We start from the raw sequence: 21880 nt of genomic DNA, 5'->3' as shown, positions 1-21880 counted from the left end.
GTAATGAATGAAGATTAATGAATTGAGAAGCTTTGAGATTTCCTGGTCTTATCAATCCAGTTCCAATACTGAATAACGACGCGGTCGTAATTCAGTATATTCTTTGGTGCAAAATGGGCAGTAGGGTAAAGATTTCGCCCTACGTCTTGCCATGCGCACTCTTTATCCGCCTGTGCTTTCTTGCACAGGCCAATTTTTAAAACTTTAAAACGCTGGTTACCGTTATTGGTAATTTCCCCACCCGGCTGTAAGCTCATTTTCAGTTCGGGATGCTCTGGCGGAACGCTTACCAGAACCCCCCAGATGAGATTAATGTTGAGCTGTGTTTTGGTGCCTTTCGTTCCTTCCAGAGGGTCATCAAGTTGCGAAACGGCTTCAAATTTAACGCGATAAGTGGTCTCTTGCAGGGCGGGCTCCATCGACACCAGTCGCACCATTTTACTGGCGCCTGCCGGGAGCGCGAATTTTGGCGGCATCACCACAATAGCATTGGGATCGCCGGTTTTAATTTCGTTTTCTTTTTCTTTTGCTGTACCAGCATCGGAAATTTTGACAATAGTCGTTTTGATAAACTGAACATCGTTGGTTCGTGAAATCACACGGACATTGCCTTCACCTTGATTGTTCATATCAACGGACATTGGGTAGACGGACATATTGGCATAACTTATTGGTGCAAGGCATGCTAATAAGAGCGCACAGAGGTTCAATTTTACATTCATGTTATAACTCCCTGTTTTTATTAATAAGATGCCTGCTTTTTCGTCAGATAAGTAAAATACTGATACATAAAAATGCTGTTTTAAATGTTAAAAACATTTTGTGAGACAAAATATATATATTGAATTCAACTTGATGAAGTTAATTTTACTTAACCTTCCGTTAAGTAATGATTTAAAAATAGCGAGAGAGAATGAGTGGGGTGAGTTGTCGTTTGGCATTGGCAAACATATTTTCAATGAATGATATATGTTCACTTAAAGAATATTCATAGAGGATATCGCATGATTGGTTTATATAAATTAAGTCAAAAGGTCAGGTGTAATCACCGTTTTTAGGATTTTTCATGTGTTGAATAAAAGTGAATTTTGATGAGTGTTATGAATAAGCTTCAGACATATATTGATATGCTGAGTTATTATGATGTCGTGAATGTATTAAGTCTCTATGTTGATGTTATTGAAGAACAGCCATGATTATTCTTAAATCGACTTAATTATTCATCAGACTTTCCAATGAGGACCTGACGCTGGGTATTTCATTTAATAAATGATCGCAAAAAGCGTCGACCAGCGCGGATCCCGGGCGGTGGAGCGGGCGAACCAGGCTTACGGTAAAAGGCACTTCAACGCTAAAGCGTCGGACCACCACGCCGTTCCCGGCATAATCGAGCGCGGTGAGCGGGTTAACCACTGAAATACCGACTCCGGCGCGCACCATAGCGCAAATGGAGGCGGCGCTGTGCGTTTCCACCACCATCCGCCGTTTCACCTGATGTTCATGAAACAGCGCATCGAGCAGCTGACGGTAGCTGTCGGTGCGCGACAGGCTAATATAGTTTTCACCATTAAAGTCTGCAGGCGTTAATACTTGCTTAGCGGCAAGCGGATGGCCCTGCGGCAATACGCACACTTCATTCAGGGTCAACAGGGGCGTACGCTCGGTTCCGGCGGGAGTATGCAGGGTCTCCGTCAATCCCAGATCGTGGCGCTGGGCGGAAAGCCACTCCTCCAGCAGCGGCGACTCCTGCGGGACGATTTGCAGGCTGACCTCCGGGTAGCGCGTCAAAAAAGGCCCCAGCAGTAGCGGCAGGAATGATTGGGAAAATACCGGCAGACAGGCGACCGACAGTTCGCCCTGGCGGAACTCGCGCAGGCTTTCCGCAGCGCTGACGATTCTGTCCAGGCCGTACCAGGAGCGCTGCACCTCTTCAAACAGGCGTAAACCCTGAACCGTTGGCTGCAGACGGCCGCGGGCGCGGGCGAACAGCGTTAATCCCAGCACCTTTTCAAAACGCGCCAGCTCGCGGCTGACGGTCGGCTGCGAGGTATGCAGCATTCTTGCGGCCTCGGTCAGATTGCCGGTGGTCATGACCGCATGGAAGATTTCAATATGACGCAGATTAACGGCGGGCATGAGTGTTCCTTAAGTAACGCAAGCCATATCATTTTTGCATAGACTGGCAATAAAACGATATTTTTTATTCCCCACGCGCTGTGGCGTAATCGTAAAAAAACAGAGATAACGCACACACAGCACCGGAGTTCTTTATGCCACACTCGCTTTACGCCACCGATACCGACCTGAACGCAGACAATCTGCTGCGTTTGCCCGTCGAGTTCGGCTGCCCGGTTTGGGTCTACGACGCGCAAATTATCCGCCGCCAGATTGCTCAGTTGAGCAAGTTCGACGTAGTGCGTTTTGCGCAGAAGGCCTGCTCGAATATCCACATCCTTCGCCTGATGCGCGAGCAGGGCGTGAAGGTGGATTCGGTGTCGTTGGGCGAGATCGAGCGCGCGCTGGCTGCCGGATACGATCCGCATCAGCATCCGGAAGATATCGTCTTTACCGCTGATCTGATCGACGATGCAACCCTGGCGCGGGTGAAAGAACTACAGATCCCGGTCAACGCCGGCTCAATTGATATGCTGAGCCAACTGGGCGAAGTTTCACCGGGCCATCGCGTCTGGTTGCGGGTTAACCCGGGGTTCGGTCACGGTCATAGCCAAAAAACCAATACCGGCGGCGAAAACAGCAAGCACGGCATCTGGCACAGTCATTTAACGGCGGCGCTGGAAGTGATGCGTCGTTATCAGCTACAGCTGGTGGGAATTCATATGCATATCGGCTCCGGCGTAGACTACGGCCACCTGGAGCAGGTCTGCGGCGCGATGGTGCGTCAGGTTGTCGAATTCGGTCAGGATCTGCAGGCGATCTCCGCCGGCGGCGGGCTGTCGATCCCTTACCGCGAAGGCGAAGAGGCGATCGATACCGATCACTATTTCGGCCTGTGGAACGCGGCGCGTGAACAGGTCGCTAAACACCTGGGCCATCCGGTCGCGCTTGAGATCGAACCGGGTCGCTTCCTGGTGGCGGAATCCGGCGTGCTGGTTTCTCAGGTTCGCAGCGTAAAAGAGATGGGCAGCCGCCACTTCGTGCTGATTGACGCCGGTTTTAATGATTTGATGCGTCCGGCGATGTACGGCAGCTATCACCATATTACCGCTCTGGCCGCGGACGGCCGCGATCTGAGCGCCGCAGCGGAGATTGAAACCGTGGTGGCCGGGCCGCTGTGCGAATCGGGCGATGTCTTTACCCAGCAGGAGGGAGGGAAAGTGGAGACCCGCCTGCTGCCTGCGGTGGTGCCGGGCGATTATCTGGTGCTGCACGATACCGGCGCTTACGGCGCGTCGATGTCCTCAAACTACAATAGTCGTCCGCTACTGCCGGAAGTGCTGTTCGACAACGGTAAAGCGCGGTTGATCCGCCGCCGTCAGACTATCGAAGAGCTGCTGGCGCTCGAGCAGCTGTAAGGCGCTGCCCGATGGCGCTTTGCTTATCGGGCCCGCTAATTATGCGTAATACGGCCCGGTGGTGACCGACTCGCGCAGCACCAGTTTGCCGGTAAACGGCGGTATGGTTTCGATCGGCTGACCGTTAGCCAGCTTGATCGCCTGATCGATAGCGGTAGTGATCATGTTATCGATCGGCAGATAGACCGTCGATAGCCCCGGTTCCAGCCATTTAGCGCTCGGCGCGTCATCAAAGCCAAACAGCGAAATATCCTGCGGGATCCGCAGCCCTGCCTGGTGCAGCGCCTTCGAAGCGCCCAGCGCCATATCATCGTTACAGGAAAACAGCGCGCTAAACGGCGTTTTCTCTTCCAGCAGCTCGCAGCAGAGTTCATAGCCGCGGCTCATAGTGGAGTCGCCGTATTTCACTTTCGCCGGATCCCACTTAATGCCGTGCTTTTTCAGCGCGTTACGATAGCCTTCCAGGCGAGCTTTACCCGTCGGCGTGTGCATCGGCACGGTAATACAGGCGATATCGCGATGGCCCTGGGTTATCAGATATTCCACCGCCTGAAACGCTGCATCCTGCTGTTCGAAAAACACGCAGCGCTCTCTCGCCTGGCTTACATCACGGTTAATCACCACCAGCGGCATGTCGATGGATTCAATCAGCGACATGATTTTCTTTTCGCTCATATGGCGGGTGTAAAGCACGATAGCATCGCACTGGCGGTCGGCAAGCATCTGCACCGCCTCTTCTTCACGTTCCGGCGCATCGTGGCCGTCGGTAACGATCAGCTGTTTACCCCAGGCTTCCGTCTGGCGGGAAGCCTGCTGCAGCAGGCGGCCAAAATAGAAGCCGTCAAAGGTAGAAACCACCAGTCCGATACTGTTGCTGGTGCGGTTCGCCAGCGAGCGGGCGAGAAAATTAGGCCGATAGCCCAGCTCTTCCATCGCCTTAAAAACCTGTTGGCGGGTGCTCTCTTTCACCTGACCCGTGCCGTTCAACACGCGGGAAACCGTCGCTTTAGAGACGCCTGCGCGAATTGAGACATCCAGCATTGTAGCCATTCATCCGATTCCTGATATCACGTGGTAACCCGCAGTTTATCACAGACATTCAGGGGGATATGGCTTGATGGCGGCGCAAAAAACTATCGCGATCACGCTTTTACAGGAATTGATCGCGCGGAAAATAAAACTGTAAATGCGGTATGCCAATTTCCGCCTTTCTGGAATACCAATAAACGAGTTGCGAGCTTAATCACAGAACTTATTCTCACCAGTGGCTATTTTTTGGTATGCCAATAGGTGTTTGGCTGTACACCTGGTGCGCTAAAAGCCCTTAAAACTGAGGTATCCTCTATGGCATTGCAGGACAAACTGATCGACTCACTGGGGAGTTTCGCCACGAAATTCAACAGCTACCGCTACATCATGGCGATAAAATCCGCCTTTATTACCCTGATGCCGGTGATCATCGTTGGCGCCTTTTCGGTGCTGATCTCCAATATGGTGCTGGATCCAAAAAACGGCCTCGCCAGCTTTCAGGCGCTCTCGTTTCTGGCGGCGCTCAAACCTATTACCAGCGCGATCAACTACGCCACCCTTAACTTTCTCAATATTGGCGCGGTGTTCCTTATTGGCATTGAGCTGGGGCGGATTAACGGCATTAAGAGCCTGTTCCCCGGACTGCTGGCGGTGATCTGCTTTATCTGCGTCACGCCGACCACCGTCGAGATGATGGTCGACGGGCAAATGCATGAAGTGAAGGATGTCCTGCTGCGCCAGTTCTCCGATACCCGCAGCCTGTTCCTTGGCATGTTTATCGCTATTCTGTCGGTGGAAATCTACTGCTGGCTGGAGGGCCGTAAGGGGCTGAAGATTAAGATGCCGGATACCGTGCCGCCCAACGTATCGGCATCATTTTCCGCGCTGATCCCGGCCATTATCACCACCACGGTGATTGCCACCTTTGGCTTTATTTTTCATCAGGCGACCGGCATGTATCTGTATGACGCGGTCTATCAGGTGGTGCAGCAGCCGCTGGAGCGGGTGGTGCAAAGCCTGCCGGGGATCCTGCTGCTGATGTTTGTCGCGCAGCTGTTCTGGGTTATCGGCATTCACGGTAATCAGATGATCAAACCGATCCGCGAACCGCTGCTGCTGGGAGCCATTACCGTCAATATGAGCGCCTTTGAGCAGGGCAAAGAAGTGCCGAATATCATCACCATGCCGTTCTGGGATGTCTATATGAGCATTGGCGGATCGGGACTGACGATTGGTCTGCTGATTGCGGTGATGATCGCCACTAAACGCAAAGAGATGAAAGAGATCGCCAAGCTGTCGATTGGACCGGGCCTGTTCAATATCAACGAACCGGTCATTTTCGGGATGCCGATCATGCTCAATCCGATCCTCGCGATCCCCTTTATTATTACGCCGCTGGTAACCGGCAGCATCGGCTACTTCGCGACTGCCGCCGGTTTTGCCGGTAAAGCGGTGGTGATGGTGCCCTGGACCACGCCGCCGCTGATCAACGCCTGGCTGTCAACGGCGGGCTCGATGGGCGCGGTGGTGACGCAGCTTATCTGCATCCTGACCGCGGTGCTTATCTACCTGCCGTTTGTCAAAATTGCTTCCCGCCGCGCGGAAAACGCCCAGCGTCAGGCGGACAACGCGCAAGCCAGCGAAAATGCATGAGGACACCATGACGACAGTAAAGATGACCATTCCCCGCGACTTTATCCTCGGCGCCGCCGCTTCGGCGTGGCAAACCGAGGGCTGGAGCGGTAAGCAAGAGGGTCAGGATTCCTGGCCCGATCTCTGGTACAAGAACGACCGTCACGTCTGGCATAACGGCTACGGTCCGGCTGTGGCGACGGATTTTATCAACCGCTTCCGCGAAGATGTGCAGTTGATGAAGCTGGCCGGGCTCACCCACTACCGTACGTCGATAAACTGGTCGCGCTTTCTCACCGATTATGAAAACGTCACGGTCGATGAAGCCTATGCGACGTACTACGACCAGTTGTTCGATGAACTGCTGGCCAACGGCATCGAGCCGATGATCTGCCTTGAGCACTATGAACTCCCCGGCTATCTGCTGGAGCAGTACGGCGGTTGGGCGTCAAAAAAGGTGGTTGCGCTGTTTACGCAGTATGCAGAGAAAGTTTTCGCCCGCTATCACCGCAAGGTTACGCGCTGGTTTACTTTCAATGAGCCGATCGTCGTGCAGACCCGCGTTTACCTGGACGCGCTGCGCTGGCCCTACGAGCAGAATACCGGCACCTGGATGCAGTGGAACCACCACAAGGTGCTGGCGACGGCAAAAGTGGTCCAACTGTTCCGCGAGAAAGGCTATCGCGGCACGGTAGGTTGCATTCTTAACCCGGAGGTAACGTACCCGCGCTCAACAGCGCCGCATGACGTGCGCGCCGCCGAGCGCTACGATCTGTTCTATAACCGGATTTTTCTCGACCCGCTGGTCCACGGCGAATACCCGCCCGAGCTGCTGGCCCTGCTCGAACAGCACGAGGTTGCATGGGATTATCGAGCGGAAGAGCTGGCGATTATCCGCGAAAACACCGTCGATGAGCTGGGGATTAACCTTTACTATCCGCATCGCGTTAAAGCGCCATCGCGCGCCTGGCACCCGCAGACGCCGTTCCATCCGGCTTACTACTATGAGCCCTTTGAACTACCGGGACGACGGATGAATCACTCCCGCGGCTGGGAAATTTATCCGCAAATCATTTTTGATATGGCGATGTGGATCAAACGGGACTATCGCAATATTCCGTGGTTCGTGGCGGAAAGCGGCATGGGTGTGGAAAACGAAGGGCAGTTTCGCAATAGCGAAGGCACTATCGCCGACGACTACCGGATCCGTTTTATCAGCGAGCATCTTTGGCAGACGCTGCGCGCGCGGGAAGCGGGAGCCAACTGCCTGGGTTACATGCTATGGGCATTTACCGATAACGTTTCGCCAATGAACGCCTTTAAAAACCGCTACGGGCTGATTGAAATCGATCTGCAAAATAATCGTGCCCGGCGGCCCAAGGCTTCCGCCAGCTGGTTCCGTAAGCTTGGCGAGAGTCGCGAATTGACGCTGGATATTGATGATGAGTGGCGCTAGCCGGGCTGAAATTTTGCTAAGATAGCGGCCGATATTGACTCGCAGGCTCATAACGCACAGGTGATATTGTGGAGAAGGCTATCATTGCGCCGGAAAAGAAACCCTACCAGGAAATAGGTGATGATTTACGCGCACAGATTGCGCAGGGGCGCTATCCCATTGGGTCGCGCCTGCCGCCGGAACGCAATATCGCCGAAACCTACGGCGTGAGCCGCACCATCGTCCGTGAAGCGCTGTTGATGCTGGAGCTGCAGGGGACGGTTGATATCCGCCAGGGCTCAGGGGTGTATGTGATGCGCATCCCGCACGAGGACGATAGTGAGGAAGAACAGATGCTGAGCAGCGACGTCGGGCCCTTCGAAATCCTGCAGGCCCGCCAGCTGCTGGAGAGCAACATCGCCGCCTTTGCCGCCAAAATGGCCACCCGCGCCGATATCGATAACCTGAAGCGCATTATCGAGCAGGAGCAGCGGGCCATTGCCGCTAACGATACCAGCCAGGACAACGCCCGGCTGTTTCACCTGGTGCTGGCCGGCGCGACGCAAAATCAGATGCTGCTGGCGACGGTCGAGCGCATCTGGCTGCAGATGGACAGCAGCCCGCTGTGGCAGCAGTTCAACGTGCACATTGCCAGCCGGGCGTATCGCCTGAAGTGGCTCGGCGATCGGCAAACGCTTCTCGCCGCCCTGCGTCGTCGCGATGTGATGGGGGCCTGGCAGGCTATGTGGCAGCATCTCGAAAACGTTAAAAACAGTCTGCTGGAGCTGTCCGATGAAGACGCGCCGGACTTTGATGGCTACCTCTTTGAATCGGTGCCTATTTTTCAGGGAAAGCTGGTGTGATGATCCAACCCCTCTACGCCGCGCCGCAGCACGCTTCACGCGTGACGGAATGGCTATGGCGGGCTTTTGGCGGTGAAACGCTGCCGCAGGCGTTCTTCGCCAGTATTGTCGGGCATAGCCAGACGCCGGGGGCGCTGCCGATGACCTTTATTGCCGCTGAGGGGGAGACGCTGTTAGGCACCGTCGGCCTGTGGCGCTGCGATTTAATCAGCCGTCAGGACCTTTATCCATGGATGGCGGCGCTCTACGTGGCCCCTGAAGCGCGCGGGCAGGGGCTGGCCGGGAAACTACAGCAGCACGTTATCGACTATGCCCGAAAGCAGGGCTATGGCGAGCTGTTTCTCTACTCCGCCTGCCGCGATTTTTATGAACGTTTCGGCTGGCAGTACATCGGCGAAGGCCTGGATTATCCGGCCGCCGCCGTCAGTTTATACCGCTACGATTTGTCGCTATCGAGAGGCGCAATCACCGAGTGACGGCGGACCAGCGTAGGGCTGAAAAGATGCGTTATCTCCGGCGGAGGCCGATGTTCCGCCAGCGCTAATGCCAGCTCAGCGGCCTGAGTCGCCATGGTGATAATCGGATAGCGCACGGTAGTCAGCCGCGGCCGCACGTAGCGTGAAATCAGCACGTCATCAAAACCAATCAGCGAAATCTCGCGCGGCACATCAATCCCGTTATCGTTCAGTACGCCCATCGCGCCGGCGGCCATTGAGTCGTTATAGCAGGCGACGGCGGTAAAATTTCTGCCGCGGCCCAGCAGCTCGGTCATAGCCAGTTCGCCGCCGCTCTCATCGGGTTCGGCAAAGGTCACCAGCCGATCGTTGCACGGCAGGTTGCTCTCTTTTAACGCCGAATAGTAGCCCTGCAGCCGATCTTCGGCATCGGAAATGGCGTGGTTTGAGCAGAGATAGCCGATACGGGTGTGCCCCTGCTGAATCAGGTGGCGGGTAGCGAGCCACGCGCCGTAGCGGTCATCCAGCGCCACGCAGCGCTGCTCGAAGCCGGGCAGGATGCGGTTAATCAGCACCATGCCGGGGATTTGCTTCATCAGCGAGGCCAGCTCGTCGTCGGGGATAATTTTGGCATGAACCACCAGCGCAGCGCAGCGGTGGCGGATCAGCTGTTCAATCGCCTGACGCTCTTTGTGAAGGCTGTGATAGCCGTTGCCGATCAGCAAAAAATTGCCGGTATTGTAGGCAACCTGCTCGACGGCTTTGACCATCGCGCCGAAGAAGGGGTCGGAGACATCACCCACCACCAGGCCGACGGTTTCCGTTGACTGCTGCGCCAGCGCGCGGGCGTTGGCGTTAGGGTGATAATTTAGCGTTTCCATCGCCGCGCCTACTGACTGGCGCGAGGCTTCACTGGCTTTCGGTGAATTGTTAATCACGCGGGAGACGGTAGCGACAGAAACGCCTGCGAGTCGGGCTACATCCTTAATGGTCGCCATACCAGACCTTTTTTAGGGTAAGCGTTTACATACCGGTTATGGTACGGGAAAGCGCGGCATATTCAAGGCCTGGTCGTTTCAGGTTAATGCAATTGTGACGCAGAGTAGCGTTGCCGGTGAAATAGTTACCCACAGGGGAACGGAGAATGATACCGGGAAACGATAATTCACACCTTTGCTTACACTTTGCGATTAGCTGTTGCGAATGTTCGCTGGTTAACCCATTCAGTGCATTGATACTCTGGCTATCCCAGAGGTATTGATAGGTGGAGTCGACTTCAGGTTGACCACTCTAATTACACCAGCCTGCGCAGATGCGCAGGTTTTTTTTTGCCTGCCGCTGCCGTTGTTACAGTTAGCGAAAATAGCAATAACTGGTTGCACTTAGGCTTATTCCCTTGCGTTTTATGGCTGGCACCGGCGGAGGAAAAAACGAGACAATCAGGATCCCAGAGGTATTGATTGGTGAGTTTTTTACGTACGCTCTTCGTACTGATTATCTTGCACCGACCTGCGCGGATGCGCAGGTTTTTTTTGTCCTGAATTCCGCTCCCCACACTGCATTTCCCGCCGCTTCTCGTGTAACCTGCTTTGACTGATTAACCGGTCAAACGGAGTTGTTATGCTTTTGGGATTTTTTAGACTGCTATTCAAAGGATTGTATCGGGTAAGGCTTACCGGTGACACGCAGGCGCTGTACCAGCAAAAGGTACTGATCACCCCAAACCATGTCTCTTTTATTGACGGCGTTCTGCTGGCGCTTTTCCTGCCGGTGCGCCCGGTCTTTGCGGTCTATTCCTCGATTAGCGAGCGCTGGTTTATGCGCGCGCTAAAGCCGCTGATTGATTTTGTCCCGCTGGATCCCACCAAACCGATGTCGATAAAGCATCTGGTACGCCTCATTGAGCAGGGGCGCCCGGTGGTGATTTTTCCGGAAGGGCGCATTTCGGTGAGCGGTTCGCTGATGAAGATTTACGACGGCGCGGCCTTTGTGGCGGCGAAGTCGCAGGCAACCATAGTGCCGTTGAGAATCGAAGGCGCCGAATTAACCCATTTTAGCCGTCTGAAGGGGCTGGTCAGACGCCGCCTGTTCCCGCGCATTCAGCTGCACCTGCTGCCGCCGACTCATTTGCCGATGCCCGAGGCGCCGCGCGCCCGCGACCGGCGAAAAATTGCCGGTGAGATGCTGCATCAGATCATGATGGAGGCGCGGATGGCGGTGCGCCCGCGCGAAACGCTGTACGAGTCGCTGCTGGCGGCCCAGGACCGCTTCGGCGCGCGTAAAAACTGCGTGGAAGATATCAACTTTCAGCCGGACACCTACCGCAAGCTGCTGACCAAAACCCTGTTCGTGGCGCGTATTCTGGAAAAATACAGCGCTCAGGGGGAAAAAATCGGCCTGATGCTGCCGAATGCAGGAATTAGCGCGGCGGTGATTTTCGGCGCGATCGCCCGTGGACGCATCCCGGCGATGATGAACTATACCGCCGGAGTGAAAGGCCTGAGCAGCGCCATTACCGCGGCGGAAATCAAAACCATCTTTACCTCACGCACCTTTCTCGATAAAGGCAAGCTCTGGCACCTGCCGGAGCAGTTGACTCAGGTACGCTGGGTGTTTCTCGAAGATTTAAAAGGCGACGTTACCGCCGCCGATAAGCTGTGGATTTTTGGCCATCTGCTGATGCCGAAGCTGGCGCAGGTGAAGCAGGAGCCGGAAGATGCGGCGATGATCCTGTTTACCTCCGGCTCGGAAGGCAATCCGAAAGGAGTGGTACATAGCCACAAGAGCCTGCTGGCCAACGTCGAACAGATTAAAACAATTGCCGACTTTACCGCTAACGACCGCTTTATGTCGGCGTTGCCGCTGTTCCACTCCTTTGGCCTGACGGTCGGCCTGCTGACCCCGCTGTTTACCGGCGCGGAAGTCTTCCTCTATCCCAGTCCGTTACACTACCGCGTGGTGCCGGAACTGGTATATGACCGTAACTGTACCGTGCTGTTCGGCACCTCCACCTTCCTCGGCAACTACGCTCGCTTTGCAAATCCCTATGATTTCTATCGCCTGCGTTACGTTGTCGCCGGCGCAGAGAAGCTGCAGGAGAGCACGAAGCAGATCTGGCAGGACAAGTTTGGTCTGCGCATTCTTGAAGGCTACGGCGTCACCGAATGCGCGCCGGTGGTGTCGATTAACGTGCCGATGGCGGCAAAAGTGGGCACCGTTGGCCGAATTCTGCCTGGAATGGATGCGCGTTTGTTGGCGATGCCCGGAATTGAAGAGGGAGGCCGGCTGCAGCTTAAAGGGCCGAACATCATGAACGGCTATCTGCGGGTGGAAAATCCGGGCGTACTGGAAGCGCCCGCGGCGGAGAATCAGCACGGAGAAGTGGAAAACGGCTGGTACGACACCGGAGATATCGTCAGCTTTGACGAGCAGGGCTACGTGCGGATACAGGGCCGCGCGAAGCGCTTTGCCAAAATCGCCGGCGAGATGGTGTCACTGGAGATGGTCGAGCAGGTGGCGCTGGCGGTTTCGCCGGACAAAATGCACGCCACGGCGATTAAACAGGACGCCAGCAAAGGCGAGGCGCTGGTGCTGTTTACCACCGATAATGAACTGAATCGTGAAAAACTGCTGCGCTATGCCCGCGAACACGGCGTACCGGAGCTGGCGGTACCGCGCGACATTCGCTGGCTGAAACAGCTCCCGGTATTGGGCAGCGGCAAGCCGGACTTTGTCACTCTTAAAAGTATGGTTGATCGGACGGAAGATTCGGATGAGTGAGTCAGTACACACTAACAATTCGCTGTACTCGAAAGGAATGATAGCGGTTATCTGCGCCCAGTTTCTCTCAGCATTCGGCGACAACGCGCTGCTGTTCGCTACCCTGGCGCTGATGAAGCAGCTGTCCTACCCGGAGTGGAGCCAGCCGGTATTACAGATGTTGTTTGTGGGCGCTTACATTCTTTTTGCGCCGTTTGTCGGGCAATTTGCCGATAGCTTCGCTAAGGGACGAGTGATGATGGTAGCCAACGGCCTGAAGCTTATCGGCGCGGGCTGCATCTGCTTCGGCGTGAATCCGTTTCTCGGCTATACCCTGGTCGGTATCGGCGCCGCCGCTTATTCTCCGGCTAAATACGGCATCCTTGGCGAGCTGACCACCGGCGATAAGTTAGTGAAAGCGAATGGCCTGATGGAGTCATCCACCATTGCGGCGATCCTGCTCGGCTCGATGGCGGGCGGTATTCTCGCCGACTGGCACGTTGTGGCGGCGCTCAGCGTCTGCGCGGTGGTGTACGCCGGGGCGGTCGTTGCCAACCTGTGGATCCCGAAGTTGCCCGCGGCGCGTCCGGGGCAATCCTGGCGCTTCAGGCCGATGACCCACAGCTTTTTCAGCGCCTGTACGACCCTATGGCGCAACGGCGAAACCCGCTTTTCATTAGTCGGCACCAGCTTGTTCTGGGGAGCGGGCGTGACGCTGCGCTTTCTGCTGGTGCTGTGGGTCCCGGTAGCGCTGGGCATTACCAGCAACGCGATGCCGACCTACCTTAACGCGATGGTGGCGGTGGGGATCGTGCTGGGAGCTGGCGCGGCGGCGAAGCTGGTGACGTTGGAAACGGTGTCGCGCTGTATGCCTGCCGGGATATTAATTGGCGTGGCGGTCATCTTTTTCGCCATTCAGCAGGCGCTGCTGCCGGCGTTTGCTCTGCTGCTGCTGCTCGGCGCGTTTGGCGGCTTCTTTATCGTGCCGCTCAATGCGCTGCTCCAGGAGCGCGGCAAGCATACGGTCGGCGCGGGCAACGCTATCGCGGTGCAGAACCTGGGCGAAAACGTGGCGATGCTGCTGATGCTGGGGCTCTATTCGCTGGCGGTGAGCATCGGCATTCCGGTGGTCGGCGTGGGGATGGGTTTTGGCGTAGTGTTCGCGCTGGCAATTACCGCCCTGTGGAGCTGGGGACAGCGCAAATAACATCCCCGGCTCGCGCTGCGCTTAGCCAGGCTACCGTTCCGCCTATGCGGTGACGCTGTAGCCCGGATAAGGCGTCAGCCGCAATCCGGGAGCTTTTACGGCCTTACGGTGCCGGGTAGGTATAGACCTGATGCACCGCTTCAATCTCCGCTAACACCTCTGCGCTCAGCTCCAGATGGAGGCTTTCGACGTTGGTTTTCAGCTGTTCCATGGTCGTCGCGCCCAGCAGGGTACTGGCGACAAACGGCTGACGACGCACGAAGGCCAGCGCCATTTGTGCCGGGTCAAGGTTATGCCGCTTTGCGATATCGACATAGGCCGCCACCGCTTTTTGCGTTTGCTCGCCGCTATAGCGCGTAAAACGGCTGAACAGCGTATTGCGCGCGCCGTCCGGTTTTGCGCCATTGAGGTACTTCCCGGTCAGCGTACCGAACGCGAGGCAGGAATAGGCCAGCAGTTCAACGCCTTCGTACTGGCTAACTTCCGCCAGGCCCACTTCATAGCTGCGGTTCACCAGGCTGTACGGGTTCTGGATCGTCACAATGCGCGGCAGGTCGTGTTTATCCGCAAGATGAAGGTAACGCATGACGCCAAATGCTGTTTCGTTGGATACGCCGATATAGCGAATTTTGCCGGCACGCTGGAATTCAGCCAGAGCATCCAGCGTATCCAGGAGAGTGACGACCGGCGCGGAATCGGCCCAGGTGTAGCCCAGTTTGCCGAAACAGTTGGTTGGGCGCTGCGGCCAGTGTACCTGATAGAGATCGAGATAATCGGTCTGCAGGCGCTTCAGGCTGTCGTGAAGCGCCTCGCGGATATTTTTACGATCCAGCTTGTGGTCAGGACGGATGCTGCTGTCGTTATTGCGGGCAGGGCCGCTGACTTTAGAGGCGATAACCAGCTTCTCGCGGTTACCGCGCTTCGCCAGCCAGTTACCGACGTAGGTTTCCGTCAGACCCTGGGTTTCCGGGCGCGGCGGGACGGGATACATTTCAGCGACATCGATCAGGTTTATGCCCTGGCTCACGGCGTAATCGAGCTGCTCATGGGCGTCCGCCTCGCTATTCTGCTCACCAAACGTCATTGTGCCCAGCCCCAGCGTGCTGATTTCAAGAGAACTGTGTGGGATACGGTGATACTGCATAGCCGGCTTCCTTTTTTTATCAACAAGGTCAGGCGTTCCCCGACAAAGGAATATAAAAATGGCAGAGGGGAAGAAAAAGGGGAAGTAAAAAAATCAAAAAAGCCGGGCTGGCGGAATCAGGCCTGACGAATCCTCGCGGACAGATCAGGTGTATCCCGACTTTTATTTTAATGCTGAAGAATATTGAAACCTGCTCAGGCGAGCGATAAAGGAGCCATCGCTGCGTAGCGGCGAGTCTTAACGTTTAATAATCTGCGAAACGTCATCACGATTGATCTGCATTTTATTACCCTGCTGATCTTCGTAGCTGATAAGGCCGGTATCGTCGTCTATAGCGGGTTTGCCGTCAGTCAGAATCATGCGACCATCTTTGGTTGCCATGACGTAATCGCTGCTGCAACCTGAAACCGAGAACGCCAGTCCTACGGCGGAAATCAATACTGCCCATTTTTTCATCGTTATCACCCCTATTATAGCCGCACCTCGTACCAGTATATTAATAGCCTGATTTGTGAGACATAAAAAGCAGTTAAGTCTTAAAAAAAGATTGCAGCCCGTTTCAGGGCTGCATTTTAGCGCTCTACAGCGGATTTTTTTTATTTCGCAGCAGGTTGAGGCTCTCAACCGCAATCGAGAAGAACATGGCGAAATAGATGTAACCTTTCGGCACGTGCACGTCGAAACTTTCGAGCATCAGCGTAAAGCCGACAAGGATCAAAAACGACAGCGCGAGCATTTTTACCGAAGGGTGGCGATTGACAAAATCGCCTATCGAGCGGGCGGCAACCATCATCACCAGCACCGCGATAACTACTGCCGCCATCATTATAAACAGATGATCCGACAGCCCAACGGCGGTAATGACCGAATCGAGGCTGAAAATAATATCCAGCAGCATAATCTGCACGATAGCGCCCATAAATGAATGGACGTTGGTTTTCAGCCCTTCTTCTTCGCCTTCGATGGATTCGTGGATCTCTTTACTCGCTTTCCAGATCAGAAACAGCCCGCCGAGCAGCAGGATCAGATCGCGAAAAGAGATCTCCTGACCTAATACGGTAAAGAGAGGGTTAGTGAGCTTGACGACCCATGCGATTGACGCCAGCAGCGCCAGACGCATGATCATCGCGCCCATCAGCCCAATGCGGCGGGCATGTGCCCGTTGTGCCGTGGGCAGCTTAGCGACCACCAGAGAGAGGAAAATAATATTATCGATCCCGAGCACTATCTCCAGCAGCGTCAGCGTACCAAGCGCCAGCCAGGCGTTAGGATCGGTTACCCATGCAAATAACATCGTTCAAAGTCCTGCAAAATAGAAAGAAGCAATTATATGCAACCGTCATGGCAGAACAAAAAATTAATCATCATCCAGGCCGTTCAGCTTTGGTTTACCTTATTGTTAGCCGATTGCGCTGACCCAGGTCGCGTAAGGTTTCTACGCTTCGGCAGGCGTTTAATGACCGCCGTGAAGCAAGCCGATTTATTTAGGGTAAAGAAGAAAATGGCGGGCGAGCAGGGCGGCGGTAAAATTTTTCTTCAGATAGAAACCGCGCGGTAAGGTGAGGATCGGTTCGCCGCGGGCGCCTACGGCCTCGGTCAGCGCTTTGCTGTTGGCCGCTTTCGGGCGCAGCTGCAGAACTTCGCCGTGGCGAGCGGTGATACGTTCGACCTGGCCAAGGACGATCAGGTCCATCAGCTCTTCCCAATCCATACGTAGCTGTCGCTCTTCTTCTTCGCTGGGGCTCCACAGCAGCGGAGCGCCAACGCGGCGGTCGGCTAAAGGGATCGCGCGATCGCCCTCTACCGGTACCCACAGCACGCGCTTAAGCTTGTGACGTACGTGGCTGCTCTCCCAGGTAACGCCGCTGTTGCCGGTTAGCGGCGCGACGCAGACGAAGGTGGTTTCCAGCGGCCGGCCAAAAGCATCGATGGGAATCGTTTTCAGTTCAACGCCGAGGGCGGCGAAATCCTGCTCCGGCTTGCTGCCTGCGCTCGCCCCCAGCCATATTTCCAGCAGAATACCGATCCAGCCTTTATCACGTTTTAAATCGCGCGGAATGGGAATTCCGGCAAGCATCGCCAGCTCTCCCAGCGAATAGCCTGCCAGCTGCTGCGCCTGGGCCAGCAGCTGCGCCTGGCTTTGCGGGGGGGATAACAGCGGCGCGATGGTCGACATAACGTAAAACCTCTGGCTAAAAAATGAGCGGTAATTTCATCCGTTGTGGATAGAGTTTACCTTTTCTTGGGTAAGTATGACAATTTGATGATTCATATAGCTTTTTTTGCGATTTTTTGCCGCGATGAAATTTGTAAAACCGGGTTTTCCAGAACTGGTCACCGACAATGAACAGGATCTTACACCATGTTATCCACAGAAAAATGGGATAACTGGGGAAAAGCCCCACTACTGTTTCCATTTACAGCCTTGACGTGAGAGGAAAATCGAGTTTTTAGACAAAATATGCCCAGAGCGCTTGCGTAATCTGTGGATAAAACCAACATTGCTCGATCTTTCATCAGTTCCGGGATCGCTTATGTGATGATTGTCACGTTATGCAGTGAATTATGAAATTTTACCATGCTAACTTAATGAAAATTAGGTCATTATTATCGAGGGTTATGACTACGCCGTTCGGATGATTCCGGGTTTTCCCTGGTTAATTCCGTACTTCTTCACAACTCTATCCACAGAAAAAGTGAATAAAATCGTCCGGGTATGGCTTTCGCTGTTTATAACTCCGGGTATTACTGTGAGTTATTCAAATGTTATTCGATCTCATCGCCCTCACAGAGTGGTTTACCGTTTCCAGCGAGTGTGAAACAATCATTCACATTGAAGCTTATTTTGAGGTAGTCCGGTGATTGATGACGATGGCTACCGCCCAAATGTCGGTATTGTAATCTGTAATCGCCAGGGCCAGGTTATGTGGGCCAGGCGCTATGGTCAGCACTCGTGGCAGTTCCCGCAAGGGGGCATAAATCCAGGAGAATCAGCAGAGCAGGCGATGTATCGGGAATTGTTCGAAGAAGTCGGGCTTAGCCGCAAAGATGTGCGGATCCTCGCTTCAACCCGTAACTGGTTGCGTTACAAATTGCCTAAACGTTTGGTGCGTTGGGACACAAAGCCGGTATGTATCGGCCAGAAACAGAAGTGGTTTCTCCTGCAATTGATAGGCAGTGATGCAGATGTCAATATGCAAACCAGCAGTACACCTGAGTTTGATGGCTGGCGATGGGTAAGCTACTGGTACCCGGTGCGTCAGGTGGTGTCGTTTAAGCGCGACGTATACCGCAGGGTGATGAAAGAGTTTGCCAGCGTCACAATGGCGCTGGCGGAAAACACGCCTAAGCCGCAAAGCGCGCCTGCATATCGACGTAAAAGAGGTTAAGCCACGCACATTATGCTCACTCGGTTGCGAGAAATAGTCGAGAAGGTCGCGAGTGCGCCACGTTTAAACGAGGCGCTGGATATCCTGGTAACCGATATCTGCGCTGCGATGGAGACGGAAGTTTGTTCGGTTTATCTGGCTGATCATGACCGACGCTGTTATTACCTGATGGCGACGCGCGGGTTGAAAAAGCCCCGCGGGCGCATCGTTGCGCTTGCTTTTGATGAAGGCCTGGTCGGCCTGGTCGGCCGCCTGGCGGAACCCATCAACCTCGCCGACGCGCAAAAGCACCCCAGCTTTAAATATATTCCTGCCGTAAAAGAGGGCCGCTTTCGCGCTTTCCTCGGGGTGCCGATTATCCAGCGGCGTCAGCTGCTCGGCGTGCTGGTGGTACAGCAGCGCGAGCTGCGCCAGTTTGACGAAAGCGAAGAGTCTTTTCTTGTCACGCTGGCCACGCAAATCGCCGGCATTCTCTCCCAGTCCCAGCTAAACGCGCTATTTGGTCAGTATCGTCAGACCCGCATCCGCGCGCTGCCCGCATCGTCCGGCGTAGCAATTGCCGAAGGCTGGATGGACGTCAGCCTGCCGCTGATGGAGCAGGTTTATGAAGCCTCAACCCTCGATACCGCTTCCGAGCGCGAGCGGCTGACCGGCGCGCTGGAAGAGGCGGCGAATGAGTTTCGCCGCTACAGCAAACGCTACTCTGCCGGTGCGCAGAAAGAGACGGCGGCCATTTTTGACCTCTATTCACACCTGCTCTCTGACGCGCGCCTGCGCCGCGAGCTGTTTGCCGAAGTGGATAAAGGCGCGGTGGCCGAATGGGCGGTGAAGAAGATCATCGAGAAATTCGCCGAACAGTTTGCCGCGCTCAGCGATGGCTATCTGAAAGAGCGCGCGGGCGATCTGCGCACGCTGGGCCAGCGGCTGCTTTTCCATCTCGACGACAGTATTCAGGGGCCAAATACCTGGCCGGAGCGCATCGTGCTGGTGGCGGATGAACTGTCGGCCACCACCTTAGCGGAGGTTCCTCAGGATCGTTTAGCCGGCGTGGTGGTGCGTGATGGCGCGGCGAACTCCCATGCCGCGATTATGGTCCGCGCGTTGGGCATTCCGACGGTGATGGGGGCGGATATCCAGCCTTCGTTGCTGCACGGCCATACGCTGATTGTCGATGGCTATCGCGGCGAGCTGCTGGTCGACCCGGAGCCGGTGCTGCTGCAAGAGTATCAGCGCCTGATCAGCGAAGAAAACGAGCTTAGCCGCCTGGCTGAGGACGATCTTGAACGCGCTTCGGAACTGAAAAGCGGCGAGCGGGTAAAAGTGATGCTCAACGCGGGCCTGAGCCCCGAGCATGAAGAAAAGCTCGGCAACTTCGTCGACGGGATTGGACTTTACCGTACCGAAATCCCCTTTATGCTGCAAAGCGGCTTCCCCTCTGAAGAGGAGCAGGTTGCCCAATATCAGGGCATGCTGCAGATGTTCAACGATAAATCGGTGACGCTGCGCACGCTGGACATCGGCGCGGACAAACAGCTGCCGTACATGCCGATCAGCGAAGAGAACCCGTGCCTTGGCTGGCGTGGGATTCGGATCACGCTCGATCAGCCGGAGATCTTTCTGGTTCAGGTCCGCGCGATGCTGCGCGCCAACGCGGCGACCGGAAACCTCAGCATCCTGCTGCCGATGGTTACCAGCCTCGATGAAGTGGATGAGGCTCGTCGCCTGATCGATCGCGCCAGCCGCGAAGTGGAAGAGATGATCGGCTACGCCATTCCCCGCCCGCGTCTTGGCGTGATGCTGGAAGTGCCGTCGATGGTCTTTATGCTGCCGCAGCTGGCGAACCGCGTCGATTTTATTTCCGTCGGCACCAACGATCTGACCCAGTACATTCTGGCGGTGGATCGCAATAATACCCGGGTCGCCAGTATGTATGACAGCCTGCATCCTGGGGTTCTGCGGGCGCTGGCGATGATCGCCCGCGACGCCGAGCGTTTTGGTATCGATCTGCGCCTGTGCGGAGAAATGGCGGGCGATCCGATGTGCGTGACGATCCTGATTGGCATGGGTTATCGTCATCTGTCGATGAACGGCCGTTCGGTGGCGAGAGTGAAGTACCTGCTGCGGCGCATCGATATCAATGAAGCTCAGGAGCTTTCACAGCGAAGCCTGGAAGCGCAGATGACCGCCGAAGTGCGCCATCAGGTCGCGGCATTTATGGAACGACGAGGACTCGGCGGCCTGATTCGCGGCGGCCGTTAGCGCGGGCTACGGTTCAAGAATTTGTAGCCCGGGTAAGGCGTTAGCCGTGGCCCGGGACAACGCTGACGAGGTTCGAGCGGCCTGAGGGTTGGGTAGCCCGGACAGGCGCAGCGCGCCGCCTCCGGGAATGCTCAGCCGCGAATTCGCATTCGTATACATATCTTTTACATGTCCAACGGGGATCGCCCCTGGCGCTTATGCTATCATTCGCAGCCTTTGGAGCGCCCGTTTCTGACGCGCGTGAACGATCCCCGCTGTCCACTTTCGGCGGAATAACAAGTCTTTATGGTGACAGATGAATAGTGGCTACCTGCATTTTCCGGAGTTTGATCCGGTAATTTTTTCCATTGGACCGGTCTCCCTCCACTGGTACGGCCTGATGTACCTGGTTGGGTTTGTTTTTGCGATGTGGTTGGCCACCCGTCGGGCCAATCGTCCAGGCAGCGGTTGGACAAAAAACGAAGTTGAAAACCTGCTGTACGCCGGCTTCCTTGGGGTTTTCCTCGGCGGGCGTCTTGGCTATGTCTTCTTCTACAACCTGCCGGTGTTCCTCGACGATCCGCTCTATCTGTTCCGCGTCTGGGACGGCGGTATGTCCTTCCACGGCGGCCTGATCGGCGTGATTCTGGTGATGATCATTTTCGCCAAACGCACCAAGCGTACCTTCTTCCAGGTTTCTGACTTCATTGCGCCGCTGATTCCGTTTGGCCTCGGCGCCGGGCGTCTGGGTAACTTTATCAACGGTGAACTGTGGGGGCGCGTCGATCCGAACTTCCACTACAGCATGATTTTCCCCGGCTCTCGGGCGGAAGATCTGGCGCTGCTGCCATCGCATCCGGAGTGGCAATCGCTGTTCGATACCTACGGCGCGCTGCCGCGTCATGCTTCGCAGCTCTATGAACTGGCGCTGGAAGGTGTGGTGCTGTTCCTGATCCTGAACCTCTTTATCCGTAAGCCGCGTCCGGCCGGTTCGGTTTCCGGGCTGTTCCTTATCGGCTATGGCTTGTTCCGCATCATCGTGGAATTCTTCCGCCAGCCTGATGCGCAGTTTACCGGCGGCTGGGTACAGTACATCAGCATGGGGCAGATTCTTTCGATTCCGATGGTGCTTGCGGGTATCATAATGATGGTCTGGGCGTACCGTTCTCGTCCGCAGCAACAAAATTCTTGAGGAA

Annotated in this window: 19 protein-coding genes and 1 pseudogene; 10 read left to right on the top strand and 10 right to left on the bottom strand. The window is 55.4% G+C overall.

What is annotated here, in order from left to right; genetic code table 11:
- Nucleotides 1-14: 14 nt before the first annotated feature.
- Nucleotides 15-722 (bottom strand): fimbria/pilus periplasmic chaperone, encoded by a 708-nt coding sequence (locus tag IAE27_RS20195; RefSeq protein WP_064370276.1) that lies wholly within the window; start codon nt 720-722, stop codon nt 15-17.
- Between the two features lie 490 nt (nt 723-1212).
- A complete protein-coding gene (locus tag IAE27_RS20190) occupies nt 1213-2136 on the bottom strand; it encodes a LysR family transcriptional regulator (RefSeq protein WP_108704588.1) in 924 nt (307 codons plus the stop codon).
- A gap of 134 nt (nt 2137-2270) precedes the next feature.
- On the opposite strand from IAE27_RS20190, the gene lysA reads away from it, so the two are divergent.
- On the top strand, nt 2271-3533 hold the full coding sequence (gene lysA, locus IAE27_RS20185) for a diaminopimelate decarboxylase (protein WP_108704589.1): 1263 nt from the start codon (nt 2271-2273) through the stop codon (nt 3531-3533).
- 39 nt (nt 3534-3572) lie between these two features.
- On the opposite strand, the gene IAE27_RS20180 is transcribed toward lysA, so the two are convergent.
- Nucleotides 3573-4574: a LacI family DNA-binding transcriptional regulator gene (locus tag IAE27_RS20180; RefSeq protein WP_162098332.1), complete on the bottom strand. Its 1002-nt coding sequence runs from the start codon at nt 4572-4574 to the stop codon at nt 3573-3575.
- Between the two features lie 303 nt (nt 4575-4877).
- On the opposite strand from IAE27_RS20180, the gene IAE27_RS20175 reads away from it, so the two are divergent.
- The 4 genes from IAE27_RS20175 to IAE27_RS20160 all read left to right on the top strand — a co-directional run bounded on the left by IAE27_RS20175 (nt 4878) and on the right by IAE27_RS20160 (nt 8968).
- Nucleotides 4878-6215, top strand: coding sequence for a PTS sugar transporter subunit IIC (locus tag IAE27_RS20175; protein WP_004115108.1), 1338 nt, complete (start codon nt 4878-4880; stop codon nt 6213-6215).
- A gap of 7 nt (nt 6216-6222) precedes the next feature.
- Nucleotides 6223-7650, top strand: coding sequence for a glycoside hydrolase family 1 protein (locus tag IAE27_RS20170; RefSeq protein WP_154022846.1), 1428 nt, complete (start codon nt 6223-6225; stop codon nt 7648-7650).
- A gap of 68 nt (nt 7651-7718) precedes the next feature.
- Complete coding sequence (locus IAE27_RS20165; RefSeq protein ID WP_154022847.1) at nt 7719-8492, top strand: GntR family transcriptional regulator; 774 nt, start codon at nt 7719-7721, stop codon at nt 8490-8492.
- Nucleotides 8489-8968 carry a GNAT family N-acetyltransferase gene (locus tag IAE27_RS20160; RefSeq protein ID WP_016809909.1) on the top strand — a complete coding sequence of 160 codons (480 nt, stop codon included), beginning with the start codon at nt 8489-8491 and terminating at the stop codon, nt 8966-8968. The genes IAE27_RS20165 and IAE27_RS20160 overlap by 4 nt, the downstream gene beginning before the upstream one ends.
- Here IAE27_RS20160 and galR read toward each other — a convergent pair.
- A complete protein-coding gene (gene galR / locus IAE27_RS20155; protein WP_004105264.1) occupies nt 8929-9945 on the bottom strand; it encodes an HTH-type transcriptional regulator GalR in 1017 nt (338 codons plus the stop codon). The genes IAE27_RS20160 and galR overlap by 40 nt on opposite strands.
- A 622-nt stretch (nt 9946-10567) precedes the next feature.
- Between galR and aas the strand changes: the two genes are divergently transcribed.
- Both aas and lplT read left to right on the top strand, forming a co-directional pair.
- A complete protein-coding gene (gene aas / locus IAE27_RS20150; protein ID WP_023330017.1) occupies nt 10568-12727 on the top strand; it encodes a bifunctional acyl-ACP--phospholipid O-acyltransferase/long-chain-fatty-acid--ACP ligase in 2160 nt (719 codons plus the stop codon).
- Complete coding sequence (gene lplT / locus IAE27_RS20145; protein WP_154022848.1) at nt 12720-13913, top strand: lysophospholipid transporter LplT; 1194 nt, start codon at nt 12720-12722, stop codon at nt 13911-13913. The genes aas and lplT overlap by 8 nt, the downstream gene beginning before the upstream one ends.
- A gap of 103 nt (nt 13914-14016) precedes the next feature.
- Here the strand turns inward: lplT and IAE27_RS20140 are convergent, their stop codons facing one another.
- The 5 genes and pseudogenes from IAE27_RS20140 to IAE27_RS29660 all read right to left on the bottom strand — a co-directional run.
- On the bottom strand, nt 14017-15057 hold the full coding sequence (locus IAE27_RS20140; protein WP_070556883.1) for an NADP(H)-dependent aldo-keto reductase: 1041 nt from the start codon (nt 15055-15057) through the stop codon (nt 14017-14019).
- Nucleotides 15058-15294: 237 nt separating this feature from the next.
- Nucleotides 15295-15513, bottom strand: coding sequence for a YgdI/YgdR family lipoprotein (locus IAE27_RS20135; RefSeq protein WP_004105255.1), 219 nt, complete (start codon nt 15511-15513; stop codon nt 15295-15297).
- Between the two features lie 124 nt (nt 15514-15637).
- Nucleotides 15638-16351, bottom strand: a complete 714-nt coding sequence (locus tag IAE27_RS20130) for a TerC family protein (RefSeq protein ID WP_200092818.1) — start codon at nt 16349-16351, stop codon at nt 15638-15640.
- Between the two features lie 186 nt (nt 16352-16537).
- On the bottom strand, nt 16538-17233 hold the full coding sequence (mutH, locus tag IAE27_RS20125) for a DNA mismatch repair endonuclease MutH (RefSeq protein ID WP_004105252.1): 696 nt from the start codon (nt 17231-17233) through the stop codon (nt 16538-16540).
- Between the two features lie 88 nt (nt 17234-17321).
- A pseudogene (locus IAE27_RS29660) lies at nt 17322-17462 on the bottom strand (hypothetical protein); the annotation flags it as partial.
- A gap of 453 nt (nt 17463-17915) precedes the next feature.
- On the opposite strand from IAE27_RS29660, the gene rppH reads away from it, so the two are divergent.
- Together rppH and ptsP are read left to right on the top strand one after the other, a co-directional pair.
- Nucleotides 17916-18446, top strand: coding sequence for an RNA pyrophosphohydrolase (gene rppH, locus IAE27_RS20115; protein ID WP_004105248.1), 531 nt, complete (start codon nt 17916-17918; stop codon nt 18444-18446).
- Nucleotides 18447-18458: 12 nt separating this feature from the next.
- Nucleotides 18459-20705 carry a phosphoenolpyruvate--protein phosphotransferase gene (gene ptsP / locus IAE27_RS20110; protein WP_004105247.1) on the top strand — a complete coding sequence of 749 codons (2247 nt, stop codon included), beginning with the start codon at nt 18459-18461 and terminating at the stop codon, nt 20703-20705.
- Between the two features lie 6 nt (nt 20706-20711).
- Here the strand turns inward: ptsP and IAE27_RS29655 are convergent, their stop codons facing one another.
- Entirely contained in the window at nt 20712-20864 is a 153-nt protein-coding gene (locus IAE27_RS29655) for a hypothetical protein (RefSeq protein WP_227685286.1), read from the bottom strand.
- Between the two features lie 136 nt (nt 20865-21000).
- Between IAE27_RS29655 and lgt the strand changes: the two genes are divergently transcribed.
- Complete coding sequence (lgt, locus tag IAE27_RS20105) at nt 21001-21876, top strand: prolipoprotein diacylglyceryl transferase (RefSeq protein WP_004115094.1); 876 nt, start codon at nt 21001-21003, stop codon at nt 21874-21876.
- Nucleotides 21877-21880: the final 4 nt, after the last annotated feature.

The sequence above is a fragment of the Klebsiella sp. S69 genome, assembly GCF_016516145.1.
In the GTDB taxonomy this organism is placed as follows: Bacteria; Pseudomonadota; Gammaproteobacteria; order Enterobacterales; family Enterobacteriaceae; genus Klebsiella; species Klebsiella oxytoca.
This window is presented reverse-complemented; position numbering and strand designations above follow the sequence as displayed.

Bases quoted from the DNA above. Each gene is read 5' to 3' on its own strand.
- IAE27_RS20195 (WP_064370276.1), bottom strand. From the start codon at position 722: ATGAATGTAAAATTGAACCTCTGTGCGCTCTTATTAGCATGCCTTGCA.
- IAE27_RS20190 (WP_108704588.1), bottom strand. From the start codon at position 2,136: ATGCCCGCCGTTAATCTGCGTCATATTGAAATCTTCCATGCGGTCATG.
- lysA (WP_108704589.1), top strand. From the start codon at position 2,271: ATGCCACACTCGCTTTACGCCACCGATACCGACCTGAACGCAGACAAT.
- IAE27_RS20180 (WP_162098332.1), bottom strand. From the start codon at position 4,574: ATGCTGGATGTCTCAATTCGCGCAGGCGTCTCTAAAGCGACGGTTTCC.
- IAE27_RS20175 (WP_004115108.1), top strand. From the start codon at position 4,878: ATGGCATTGCAGGACAAACTGATCGACTCACTGGGGAGTTTCGCCACG.
- IAE27_RS20170 (WP_154022846.1), top strand. From the start codon at position 6,223: ATGACGACAGTAAAGATGACCATTCCCCGCGACTTTATCCTCGGCGCC.
- galR (WP_004105264.1), bottom strand. From the start codon at position 9,945: ATGGCGACCATTAAGGATGTAGCCCGACTCGCAGGCGTTTCTGTCGCT.
- aas (WP_023330017.1), top strand. From the start codon at position 10,568: ATGCTTTTGGGATTTTTTAGACTGCTATTCAAAGGATTGTATCGGGTA.
- lplT (WP_154022848.1), top strand. From the start codon at position 12,720: ATGAGTGAGTCAGTACACACTAACAATTCGCTGTACTCGAAAGGAATG.
- IAE27_RS20140 (WP_070556883.1), bottom strand. From the start codon at position 15,057: ATGCAGTATCACCGTATCCCACACAGTTCTCTTGAAATCAGCACGCTG.
- IAE27_RS20135 (WP_004105255.1), bottom strand. From the start codon at position 15,513: ATGAAAAAATGGGCAGTATTGATTTCCGCCGTAGGACTGGCGTTCTCG.
- IAE27_RS20130 (WP_200092818.1), bottom strand. From the start codon at position 16,351: ATGTTATTTGCATGGGTAACCGATCCTAACGCCTGGCTGGCGCTTGGT.
- mutH (WP_004105252.1), bottom strand. From the start codon at position 17,233: ATGTCGACCATCGCGCCGCTGTTATCCCCCCCGCAAAGCCAGGCGCAG.
- ptsP (WP_004105247.1), top strand. From the start codon at position 18,459: ATGCTCACTCGGTTGCGAGAAATAGTCGAGAAGGTCGCGAGTGCGCCA.
- IAE27_RS29655 (WP_227685286.1), bottom strand. From the start codon at position 20,864: ATGTATACGAATGCGAATTCGCGGCTGAGCATTCCCGGAGGCGGCGCG.
- lgt (WP_004115094.1), top strand. From the start codon at position 21,001: ATGAATAGTGGCTACCTGCATTTTCCGGAGTTTGATCCGGTAATTTTT.